Consider the following 11,606-nt stretch of genomic DNA (forward strand, 5'->3'; position numbering starts at 1 on the left):
CACCCACCCTAGGTGTAGAGTGACAGGTGCTTAAAAGCTATGTTCGTCCGCCGGAAAGCTCATGGCTTTGACCGCTTTCACATAGGCCTCTACCGCAGCTTGAATACTGTGGCTGCCTGCCATAAAGTTTTTTACGAAGCGGGCTTTTTTGCCTGGGTATACGGCCAGCATATCGTGTAAGACCAGCACTTGGCCGTCCACATCCACACCTGCACCAATACCGATGGTTGGAACGATTAGCGCCTCGGTCACGGCTTTGGCAACGTGGGCGGGCACCATTTCCATCAGTACCAGCGCAGCGCCTGCGGCTTGGTGGGCAAGGGCATCGCGTTTAAGCACTTCGGCATCAAATTCGCTTTTACCTTGTACCTTATAACCGCCGTAGACATTCACTGATTGCGGTTGTAGGCCAATATGGGTGCAAACAGGGATGCCACGGTTAACCAAGAAATCCACGGTTTCGGCCATAATCATGCCGCCTTCTAGCTTCACCATTTCAGCACCCGCAGCCATCAATTTGGCGGCGCTGGCATAGGCTTGCTGTGGGGATACTTGATAGCTACCAAAGGGCAAGTCAGCCAAAACTAAGGCATCTTTGCTGCCACGCGCTACACAGCGGGTGTGGTAAACCATATCTTCTAAGCTAACAGGCAGGGTAGAGCTGTGCCCTTGAATAACGTTGCCGAGTGAATCGCCAACCAGGAGAATTTCTACCCCAGCATCGTCTAAAAGTGTAGCAAAGCTGGCGTCATAACAAGTGAGCATGGTGATTTTTTGCCCAGCTTGCTTCATATTCTGCAAGGTACTAACAGTGGTTTTCATGGTATTGGATGGTCCATGGGAGTTTGGCGTTGATGACGCAATGCAGCAAGTCTACCCCAGTGGCTTACTCTCTGTAAGTACGGAAAGTTGTTGATCAGCAAGCAGAGCTAAAAAAACGGCCGCTGGGCCAAGTCCGCTAATGCTGATATCAGGGGCAATTTCTAATAATGGCCGTAAGACAAAGGCGCGTTGATGCATGCGTGGATGCGGCACAATCAGGTGATCTTGCACAATGCAGGCGTTGCCGTAGAGCAGTAAATCCAGATCTAGCGTGCGGGGCGCGTCTTGAAAAGTGCGTTGCCGCCCGCATTGCGCTTCAATTTCTAGCAGGCAGTGCAGTAGTTGTGCGGCACTTAGGCTGGTTTCAAGCTTAGCAACGGCGTTGATAAAGTCAGGTTGGTCGGTGTAACCAACGGCTTTGCTGCTATAAAAGCTAGATTGAAGTAGCAGCTGGCTATCAGGCAAGGCGGCGATTAGGGCCAAGGCTTCTTGCAGCTGTTTGACTGGGTTGCCAAGATTGGCACCGAGAGCCACAAAAGCGATCGTACTCATTAGGTATCCGTAAAAAAATGAAACCCCAATCTTGTACCACTGCGTTGAGATGAATAGGGCGTTTTATAACAAACGCGCGTCAACGCTGTGATTAAAGAGTGGGGCTTTTGCTTGGTTTTAGAAAGCTTTATTCGGCCTTAGGGCCGGTCGGCTTACGGCGGCGGCGTTTACGCGCTGCGGTGCTGCTGGTGGCTGCAGGCTTGCCGTTATCGGCTGCTGCCGTCATCAGGGCCATGCGCTCATCTTCGCTGGCGTTTTGAAAACGTGTCCACCAATCACCCAGTGATTGCTCTACCATGCCGCACTCAACACGCAGCATCAGGAAATCATAAGCGGCTCTAAAGCGTTGCTGCTCCATTAAGCGCCACGGACGCGTACCCGTGCGCTGCTCGAAGCGCGGTTGCAATAGCCAGATTTCTTTCATGGCTGCGCCGTAGCGATTCGGAATCGCCATACGCTTTTGCACCTTGTCTTCCACGGTATTCATGGCTTCAACTAAGGCTGGCACAGGATATTCACCTGCAGCTTGGCGTTTAATCCAATCGGCTTCTACCTCGTGCCATAGCAACGCTGCAAACAAGAATCCGGCTGAAACAGGTTTGTCTTCGTTCAGGCGCTGATCGGTGTTTTCTAGCGCGATACGCAAGAATTTAGTGGTTTCAGGCTTGGAAAGCAGCTTATCTAAGAGCGGGAACAGCAGCTTATGCAGGCCGTTTTCACGCAGCGCCATCAAGCAAGCCCAAGCGCTACCCGATAACAGCAGCTTCATCATTTCATCAAATAAACGCGCTTGCGGGATGTTTTCTAGCAGCTTAGCGTGAACCAGAATCGGTGTTTTAGTCGCCGGTGCAATGGTGAGGCCCAGCTTGGCGGAGAGGCGAATCGCGCGCAGCATGCGTACCGGATCTTCGCGGTAGCGCAAATCTGGATCACCAATCATGGTGAGGCGTTTGTTTTCTAGATCGGCCACACCGTGGTGGAAATCTAAAATTTCTTCGCTGCGCGGGTTGTAATACAGCGCATTGACGGTGAAATCACGTCGGGATGCGTCTTCTTCAATATTGCCGTAGGCATTGTCACGCAGAATGCGGCCAGAAGCATCGGTCGGGGCTTCGCTGGCACCGCGAAAGGTGGTGACTTCGATGATTTCCTCACCAAAAGGCACATGCACAATGCGAAAGCGGCGGCCAATAATGCGCGAGCGATGAAACACATGGCGCACCTGTTCTGGCGTGGCGCTGGTGGCAACGTCAAAATCTTTGGGTGATTTTTCCAGCATCAAGTCGCGTACTGCGCCGCCTACGATGTAGGCTTCAAAGCCAGCATCTTGCAGACGGTCACACACTTTAAGTGCGCCAGAATGAAGTTGGTCACGGCGAATGCCGTAGTGTTTTGCGTGAAGCACACGTTTGCCTGGGCGGCGTAAAACTTTGCCGATCAATTTACGAATCATCTTTGAACCAAGTAAGTGCGAATTGCGAAGCGTCCGGCGGCATTATACAGACCTTAGCCCCGATGTCTGATAAAGCCGTTGGCAATTGTTTTGTGGGCGCTGCTTTTGCCTCTACTGCTACGCCGATTTTGGTCTGATCTGTAGCTGTTACTTATTTAATAAATGCTGCATGCTAGTGCAAGTTATTTGTAAACAAACAGAGTGAACCATGCCTACTTATTCATACCGCGTAGTGAATGTCTTTGCTGAGAATTTTTTTTCGGGCAATCAGCTTGCCGTGTTTACCGATGCCACGGGGCTGGACGATGCCACGATGCAATTATTGGCGGCGCAGCTTAATTTATCTGAAACCACCTTTGTTTTTCCATCGAAGGTGGCCAGTGCCAAAGTGAGAATCTTTACCCCGACTAATGAAATTGCCTTTGCTGGCCATCCTAGCTTAGGCACGGCTGCGGTGATTCGGGACGGGCGGGCTAATGTTTCTTTAGAGTTAAAGGCAGGGATTATTCCGCTGCGTTTCCATGGCGATGTGGTCACTTTAACGGCGAACGTGGCCGAGCACCGTGCTGGCCCATCATCTGCTGATCTGGCAAGTACATTGGGTTTGCCCTTAAGCGCATTTGCAGAGGCCGCTCAATTGGTGGATAACGGCACCGAGCAGTTGATTGTGCCTTTAAATAGCGTTGATGATGTAAGGGCATGCCAGCCCGATGCAAAGCGTTTGAGTGATTTGGTGCAGCAAGGCCGCAATCGTGATGGCACCTTGGTGTGGGCTTGGCAAAATGATGAAATCATCGCCCGTTATTTTTGGTCGAAGCATGGGCAGATCATGGAAGACAACGGCACTGGCTCGGCCTGCGCTAATTTGGGGGCTTATTTACTTAAGCAAGGCGTACAGCTGCCCTTTGCGGCAACCATGATTCAGGGGCATACAGCGGGCCGATTAGCGCACTTACATTTGAGTATTACAGCAGATCGCCAAGTAGAAGTCGGTGGGCGGGTGGTGAATATCGGGCGAGGGGAGTTTGATCTTTAGCCCGCTTTTGCACCTCTAGCCTTACTTACATATAGGCATGAAATACGGGAATTTCATGCCTACGTAATTGCCAGTACAAAGATTGGCAAATTATTACCTGAAAGATCAAAGCATAATCTGCAAGGCAGGCAGTTATCAGCCGCTGCTTGCCTTTATAATCTTATTTTTCTGAGCCTTGATAGAAATCGCCCGCCATGATCTCCCGTCTTTCTGCCGCACCTATTATTTTCTCCCTCTTAATTGCAACTTCTGCTCAGGCTTTTGTACCGCCGGTGCCGGATATTGCAGCCAAGGCTTATTTACTCACTGATTATCAAAGCGGCATTGCGCTTGCTGGGCGTGATCCAGATACGCGTGTTGAGCCCGCTTCTTTAACTAAGCTAATGACGGCTTATCTGACTTTCAAAGCGGTAAAAGAAGGTAAGTTAAAGCTGGATCAACAGCTCACCGTTTCGGACAAAGGCTGGCGCACCGAAGGCTCGCGCATGTTTCTTGATCCTAAAAAGCCCGTCACCGTAGATGATTTGATTAAGGGCATGATCGTACAAAGTGGTAATGATGCTTGCGTTACGCTAGCCGAAGCCATTGCCGGTAGCGAAGAAGTATTTGCCCAGTTGATGACACGTGAAGCCAAGCGCCTTGGCATGAATGGTACTAACTTTAAAAACAGTACCGGCTTGCCTGATGCTGATCACTATATGACGGTGGCCGACTTAGCTAAGTTAGCCACGGCAATAATCCATGATTTCCCTGAGTTCTATCCCATCTACTCGATGAAGGAATTCGCCTACAACAATATCAAGCAGCCAAACCGCAATCTGCTGCTGTACCGCGATCCTTTTGTGGATGGCATGAAGACTGGCCATACCGCCAGCGCAGGCTTTAACTTAGTTGCATCCACTAAGCGTGATGGTCGCCGTTTGATCTCGGTAGTGGTGGGTACGGCTAGCGATGAAGTGCGCGCTAGCGAATCGAGCAAGCTACTTAACTGGGGGATTCAATTTCAAGAAACCCCGCGTTTATACGCTGCCAAACAGGCGGTTTCTAATGTGGCGGTTTGGAAAGGTAAATCAGATAAAGTAAATGTGGGCTTTTTAGAAGACCGCTTTATCACCGTGCCGCGTGGCGATGCTAAAAACCTGAAAATGGCGTTTACCAGCACCCAGCCTTTGATTGCCCCCATTAAAGTAGGCCAAAGTGTGGGCAAGCTGGCGGTGAGCTTAAATGGTAAGCAATTGGTTGAACTGCCGGTGGTGGCCTTAGCAGAAGTACCCGAAGCCAATATCTTTGGCCGCGCATGGGATTCAATCCGTATGTGGTTTAAATCGATTTTTGGTTGATGTTGGTACGATTGCTTTAAAACCCAAATCTTGAACCACGGAGAGCGTGGAGAACACGGAGTTTCACGGAGAAAACCTTGAGGGTTTTCTGTTTTTAACTCGTTTTTCTCCGTGCTAAAGATGGATGGTTTTTTTGCTCATGTAGGGTGGGCACGTTTTTGTGCCCACGCGAACGGCCAGAAAAAGATCTGTAGCCACAGAGGTAAACCAAGTGCGCAGAAACGAATGGGGCGTTAAATACTAATCAGCACTCGATTAGTATTTAATTTACGGCGCTGCGAAACGCGTCATTCCCGCATGTGTTTGGCGGGAATCCAGTTACGCTGCTGGATCCCCGATAAAAACACTCGGGGATGACGGTGTTGAGATGCCCTTGAGGGTGATTTTAAAGCGCATGCTCAACAATGTTTTCTCCCCGTCCTCTGTGTTCTCTGCGCGCTCTGTGTTTACAGAATTTTTTAAGCTTTTTTTGGAGATACTTTATGGATTTCCCTCCCTTAGTTGGCTTTTTAAATGGTCGCTTTGCGCCGTTGGCCGATTTACAGATTTCTGTTTTAGATCGCGGATTTTTGTTTGGTGATGGGATTTATGAAGCGATTCCTGTCTACAATCGCCACCCTTTAAGGTTGACCGAACATCTGCGCCGCTTGGCAGGCAGTTTGGCGGCGATTAATATGCCCAACCCTTATGGGGCCGCAGAGTGGGCGAGCTTGATTCAACAGCTGATCGCTCAGCAAAGTTTTGCGGATCAAAGCGTGTATGTGCAAATCACTCGTGGCCCTGCTTTTCCGCGCAATCATGCTTTTCCAACCGTAACCGAGCCAACGGTATTTATGTTTGCCGATGAATTACTGCCACCCAGTAAAGAGGCGGTAGCAAACGGCGTGGCGGCGGTGTCTGCTGCTGATATCCGCTGGCTGCAGTGCAATATCAAGGCGATTTCACTGCTGGCGAATGTATTGTTGAAGCAGCAGGCAGTGGACGCTGGCGTGGCGGAAACCATTCTTTTTCGTGATGGCTACTTGCAAGAGGGCGCCTCCAGCAACATCTTAATAGTCAAAGAGGGCGTATTACTGGCCCCGCCCCCAAGCAATCTAATGCTTACGGGGATTACTTATGATTTGGTGATTGAGCTAGCTAAGCAGCATAATATGCCGCTTGAAGTGCGCGCCATCCTTCAGCAAGAAGTGCTGGATGCCGATGAAATATGGCTGACTTCCTCTTCTAAAGAAGTATTGGCCGTGGTGTCTTTAGATGGCAAGCCGGTTGCAAATGGCTTGCCGGGGCCGCTTTACCCAATAATGTACGATTATTTTCAAGTGTTTAAAAACGAGGCAATGCGCCTCGGTAAGGATAAGTAAATGAGTCAGGATGCCCCCAATCTCGCCGATCTAGTTGAGTTTCCGGCCGAGCTACCCATGAAAGCGATCAGCCACAAAGACGTGCCGCATGATGAATTTCATGCCGCGGTGAAAGAGCTGGCGGTATTGCATATCACCGATTTTAAAGAAGAATGGATTTCGATACGCACCAGCAGCGGCGGCAGCTTTATTTCGGTAACGCTATCAGCCACTTACCAATCTGCCGACGAAGTGAATGCGCTAGATACCGCACTACGCGCGCATCCGCTCGTGAAGATGGTGATGTGAGTGCCTGAACTCATTGTGAAACAGCTGGGCATGGTGGAGTACGAGCCAACTTGGCGGGCCATGCAGGCTTTTACCGATAGCCGCAGCGCAGACACCAGCGATGAAATCTGGCTGCTAGAGCATCCACCGGTTTACACCCAAGGCCAAGCGGGCAAGCCGGAGCATCTGATTGCTGCAACGGATATCCCCGTGGTGCAGATCGATCGCGGCGGGCAGGTGACTTACCACGGCCCAGGCCAAGTGGTGGCCTATGTGCTGCTGGATGTGCGCCGCCTAGGCATAGGCGTGCGCGAGCTAGTGCGCAAACTAGAGCAAAGCGTGATCGATACCCTCGCCGATTATGGCGTTACCGCCTACGGCAAGGTGGATGCGCCTGGCGTGTATGTTAATCCAGAGCTCGGCGAGGCAAAAATTGCCTCTCTAGGATTACGGATTCGTAACGGCTGTTGCTTTCACGGTTTAGCGCTGAATGTAAACATGGATTTAACCCCATTTGATTGGATTAATCCCTGCGGCTATGCCGGTTTGCGCGTGACACAATTGGCCGATTTTGTGGCCGATGCGACATCAGCAGCAATTGCCGGTAAACTTGCCGAAAAAATCACGCAACAAATCAAACCCTTAACAGAGTAGGGTTATCCTGCTCAGCTAGCGATCCTCCATGACTCAAGACACTAAACAGCCATCGAAAGAAGTGGGCGTTAAGCTCAAGGGCGAAGCCAAGACGGCCCGCATCCCGATTAAGATTGTGCAGCTGGATCAGCGCATTAAAAAGCCAGATTGGATCCGCGTGCAAGCGCCATCTTTAAATGGCCGCTTTGGCGAAATCAAGCAAATCCTGCGTAGCCAAAAGCTGCACACCGTGTGCGAAGAAGCCGCCTGTCCCAATATTGGTGAATGCTTTGGTAAGGGCACCGCCACCTTTATGATCATGGGCGATATCTGCACCCGTCGTTGCCCCTTCTGCGATGTGGGCCATGGCCGGCCCAACCCGCTAGACCCACAAGAGCCAGTGCATTTGGGCGAAACCATTGCCGCGCTTAAGCTTAAATACGTGGTAATTACCTCGGTAGACCGCGATGATTTAAGGGATGGCGGCGCGCAGCACTTTGTAGATTGCATCACCCAATCACGTGTGCAATCGCCAGCGACTCAAGTAGAAGTCCTCGTGCCTGATTTCCGTGGCCGTTTGGATGTTGCTTTGGATCTATTTGCTAAAGCGCTGCCAGATGTGCTGAACCACAATCTAGAAACCGCACCGCGCCTGTATAAACAAGCGCGCCCAGGCTCGGATTACCAGCACTCCTTAGATCTACTGAAACGCTTTAAAGCCATGTACCCCGATGTGCGGACTAAATCCGGCATTATGGTGGGCCTGGGCGAAACCGATGAAGAAGTTATCCAAGTGATGCATGATCTGCGCGCGCACGATGTAGACATGATCACCATCGGCCAGTATCTGCAACCCACGGCCACCGGCCACCTGCCGGTGCTGCGCTATGTACACCCGGATCAGTTCAAAGTGTTTGAAAAACTTGCTTACGAGCTAGGCTTTAAACACGCCGCCGTGGGCGCAATGGTGCGATCGAGCTACCATGCCGATGAGCAAGCGCACGGCGCTGGGATTTAAGCGTTAGCGATCAAAAGCGCCACCTATAAAGGTGGCGTTTTTTTTTGGCCCAACTTCAATCCAGCTCAAAGGCCGGATCATTGCACATGGGTACAATTCGTTTTTTTCAGGCAAAGCCATCTTATGATCATGAATAGCTACGCCATACTTCGCGCCGTGCATGTGCTCTCCATCTTGCTATGGATAGGCGGAGTGGCTTTTGTTACGTTGGTGCTGCTGCCCGCATTGCGCCGCCATCAGCAGGATTACGCCACCTTTGAGCTGCTGGAGCATCGCTTTGGCCATCAGGCCAAGTGGATGACGCAGCTGGCTATGTTGTCTGGCGTGGCCATGTTGTGGCTGACGGATAGCTGGAGTCGCTTATTAGACAGCTGGTGGCTGTGGGCGATGATCATCACTTGGGCAGTGTTTACCCTGATGCTGTTTGTGCTAGAACCCTTTGTGATTCATCGCTGGTTGCACCGGCGTGCAGAGCAAGACCCACAGGGCACATTGCTGCTATTGCAACGCTTACATTACGCCCTACTGGCTTTGGGCCTGATTGCTACATTCGGTGGGGTACTGGGCGCGCATGGCGGGGCTTGGTTTTGATTGGGGTTTTATGCAGGGTGGAAGAAGCCCTATGTGCGCTAGGCAAAATCAAAAAGATCTTTTTAGTGCCTTCGGCTCGTCGATTTTGGTGCGGCATCCCCGCTGGGACTCACTTTCTTGCTTCGCCAAGAAAGTAAGCAAAGAAGGCGACCCCAGCCAGCACGAAGGCCCCTCACTGCGGATAATCGGCTCGGCGAAAAAGGCTGCGCGCTCGCTGCCTCGCTACCCCTTTTCCGAAATCCCGATCCGCTTATTCCTCGCTTCGGCGTGCTTCAAGGGGGATGTAAGCCCCATGCTGAGAGCGTGTCATGTCGTGTTGTTGTTTGCTAATGCAAAAACAAACTGCTTAGCGTACATGGGGTTTTACCCGTCCCACAATCACTACCCCCGCGATAGCGTATGGATTTTCAAGGCTAACTCTTCGCCTAACCAGCTTGCGCCATTGGTATGGGCTTCTACATCGTCGTTCAGCTCTGGGTGGATCAAGACGGATAGTTCACCACGCTGCGTTTCAAGCAGGGCGCGGACTTCGCTTAGTAAGCTTTCATCAAAATTGATTTCAAACATCGGCTGAGTATGCGGGCCAACTTCGCGGTGGATTAATTCACCCATCCAGCAATCAGTACTTAATGCAGCTCGAAGCCGGGCGTGCAGCTTTTCTGCGGCGATGATTTGCTCGGGTAAAAAATAAACGTGGGCGTGATAGATAACAGACATATAAAAATCCGTAGATATGGCTTAGCGATTCAAGGGGGCGAATTATGCGGGATTTATACAGTTAAATGGCATATTTTATATTTGGTGTAAGGCTGTAAGCCGTATGGTTTTTCTTTGGCTATATCTGAGTTAATAGTTTAAAACTGAAATCTAGGTTTTTTTATTAGCAAACAGTTGGGAATGCAATAAACGCGCTCTTTGCACGGGGCTTTAGTGTCCCCTTGAAGCACGCCGAAGCGAGGAACAAGCGGGGCGGGGTTTCGGCGAGGATGTTTGAGCGAAGCGAGTCCCGCAGCCGCCGCCTCGATTGTCCGCAGTGAGGGGTTTCGTGCTGGCCGGGGTCGCCTTCTTTGGCTTCGTTTCTTGGCGAAGCAAGAAAGGAAGGCCCTGCGGTGGCTACCGCTCCAAAATCGATGTGCCGTAGGCACTAAAAAGTAAGCGGATTACCGCTTTGCTCTCTACAGCGTAATTTGTCTGCAAAAACGCTCAGACTTATTACGGCCTAGGAGTTCATTACGACTTACGAGTTTAGTGCAGTAGGGCGGCTTAGCCGCAGGCGTAACCCGCGTTCAGGTATGGCAAGCTGGGCAGTAATCGAGTGCTTGTTTGGTGGAGATATTTCAGGGCGGGTTGATAAACCTAACCATGGCCTACATGGCTGCAAGGGCTCATAGCTGACGTAAGCAGATTTAACTTTACTCTGACCCCAGTTATTCAGAAGCCAAAGTTAATCCAGAGGCTAAGGCTACTCCTCTGTCTAAGGCCGCTCTGCAAGCCAAGGCCCGTCTGAATGCCCAAGCCATTCTGGCTCAATACGGGTTTAGGGTAAATTCCAATGGTTTACATCAAGCCATTGAGCAGCGCCACTATAATTTGCTACCGCAATTTATCCGTGCGGGGATGCCGATTGAGCTGGCAGATGAGGCGGGTTGGACGCCTGTTATGCACGCTTGCTTTGCGGGGAAAATGGATATTGTCATTGAGCTGATTGAGCTTAATGCCAATCTTTTGCTTACAGATTGCTATGGTTATACCTTGCTGCATTGGGCTGCGCTCAATGGCAATGCCAATCTGGTTACGCTCTTAATGACTTATGATTTAGATCCGCAGCAAACCAGCAATAAAGGGATTACGCCACTGATGCAGGCGGCGGCAGGCGATCATGTTGCGGTGATGAAACGCATCGTTGCGGAATGCGGCATGATGGCTATTCACGCTGAATGTAAAGAGGGCTGGACGGCGCTACATAAGGCAACAGTGAATAAAAAAGTGAGTGCAGCGCTCTGGCTGCTTGAACACGGCGCTGACCCCTATTTACGTAATCAGCGTGGCGAATCCGCTTGCTCATTGGCGCTTGAATTAAATCAGCACCGTTTATACGATTTACTGAGTGGATGGGCCGATCGTCATGCAGGTAAATGACCACCCAAAACAGATTGATTTAGCCCCCCATCGGCCCTCCCCAAGGCCGTAAGTCGTATGGTTTTTGTAGGATGCCAATAAGCTCTGGGTGCAACATTTACGTCGCCCAGCGAGAGCGCATTACACCGCCGTTGCTTTATACGGTGTAATGCGTCTGGAAAATTGCCCAGACTTATTACGCCCTAGGAATTCATTACGACTTATGAGTTATGTTTAATATCCTCAGAGCCAAAGCAAGCAAATTTAACTTTACCCTGACCCCAGTTATTTGTGAATAAAAAAGTGAGTGCAGCGCTCTGGCTGCTTGAACACGGCGCTGACCCCTATTTACGTAATCAGCGTGGCGAATCCGCTTGCTCATTGGCGCTTGAATTAAATCAGCACCGTTTATACG

12 protein-coding genes are annotated in these 11,606 nt (G+C 50.8%); 8 read left to right on the forward strand and 4 right to left on the reverse strand.

What is annotated here, in order from left to right:
• Positions 1-30: 30 nt before the first annotated feature.
• From panB to pcnB, 3 genes are all read right to left on the reverse strand, one after another.
• Entirely contained in the window at positions 31-822 is a 792-nt protein-coding gene (gene panB, locus R6242_RS01765; RefSeq protein WP_293936823.1) for a 3-methyl-2-oxobutanoate hydroxymethyltransferase, read from the reverse strand.
• 51 nt (positions 823-873) lie between these two features.
• Entirely contained in the window at positions 874-1,374 is a 501-nt protein-coding gene (folK, locus tag R6242_RS01770; RefSeq protein WP_318423123.1) for a 2-amino-4-hydroxy-6-hydroxymethyldihydropteridine diphosphokinase, read from the reverse strand.
• A 127-nt stretch (positions 1,375-1,501) separates the two neighbouring features.
• Positions 1,502-2,827, reverse strand: a complete 1,326-nt coding sequence (gene pcnB, locus R6242_RS01775) for a polynucleotide adenylyltransferase PcnB (protein WP_318423125.1) — start codon at positions 2,825-2,827, stop codon at positions 1,502-1,504.
• A 208-nt stretch (positions 2,828-3,035) separates the two neighbouring features.
• On the opposite strand from pcnB, the gene R6242_RS01780 reads away from it, so the two are divergent.
• The 7 genes from R6242_RS01780 to R6242_RS01810 all read left to right on the forward strand — a co-directional run bounded on the left by R6242_RS01780 (position 3,036) and on the right by R6242_RS01810 (position 9,073).
• Entirely contained in the window at positions 3,036-3,863 is an 828-nt protein-coding gene (locus R6242_RS01780; protein ID WP_318423128.1) for a PhzF family phenazine biosynthesis protein, read from the forward strand.
• Positions 3,864-4,057: 194 nt separating this feature from the next.
• Entirely contained in the window at positions 4,058-5,203 is a 1,146-nt protein-coding gene (locus R6242_RS01785) for a D-alanyl-D-alanine carboxypeptidase family protein (RefSeq protein WP_318423130.1), read from the forward strand.
• A 482-nt stretch (positions 5,204-5,685) separates the two neighbouring features.
• Entirely contained in the window at positions 5,686-6,564 is an 879-nt protein-coding gene (locus tag R6242_RS01790) for a D-amino acid aminotransferase (RefSeq protein ID WP_318423132.1), read from the forward strand.
• On the forward strand, positions 6,565-6,852 hold the full coding sequence (locus R6242_RS01795) for a DUF493 domain-containing protein (RefSeq protein WP_318423135.1): 288 nt from the start codon (positions 6,565-6,567) through the stop codon (positions 6,850-6,852).
• Positions 6,853-7,485, forward strand: a complete 633-nt coding sequence (gene lipB / locus R6242_RS01800) for a lipoyl(octanoyl) transferase LipB (RefSeq protein WP_318423138.1) — start codon at positions 6,853-6,855, stop codon at positions 7,483-7,485.
• A 28-nt stretch (positions 7,486-7,513) separates the two neighbouring features.
• Positions 7,514-8,482 carry a lipoyl synthase gene (lipA, locus tag R6242_RS01805; RefSeq protein WP_318423141.1) on the forward strand — a complete coding sequence of 323 codons (969 nt, stop codon included), beginning with the start codon at positions 7,514-7,516 and terminating at the stop codon, positions 8,480-8,482.
• Positions 8,483-8,611: 129 nt separating this feature from the next.
• Entirely contained in the window at positions 8,612-9,073 is a 462-nt protein-coding gene (locus tag R6242_RS01810; protein ID WP_318423144.1) for a DUF4149 domain-containing protein, read from the forward strand.
• 381 nt (positions 9,074-9,454) lie between these two features.
• On the opposite strand, the gene R6242_RS01815 is transcribed toward R6242_RS01810, so the two are convergent.
• Positions 9,455-9,790 (reverse strand): DOPA 4,5-dioxygenase family protein, encoded by a 336-nt coding sequence (locus R6242_RS01815; protein ID WP_318423146.1) that lies wholly within the window; start codon positions 9,788-9,790, stop codon positions 9,455-9,457.
• 852 nt (positions 9,791-10,642) lie between these two features.
• Here R6242_RS01815 and R6242_RS01820 point away from each other — a divergent pair.
• A complete protein-coding gene (locus R6242_RS01820) occupies positions 10,643-11,212 on the forward strand; it encodes an ankyrin repeat domain-containing protein (RefSeq protein WP_318423161.1) in 570 nt (189 codons plus the stop codon).
• Positions 11,213-11,606 lie beyond the last annotated feature (394 nt).

Origin of the sequence: Iodobacter sp. CM08 (assembly GCF_033446605.1) — a bacterium.
Classification (GTDB): domain Bacteria; phylum Pseudomonadota; class Gammaproteobacteria; order Burkholderiales; family Chitinibacteraceae; genus Iodobacter.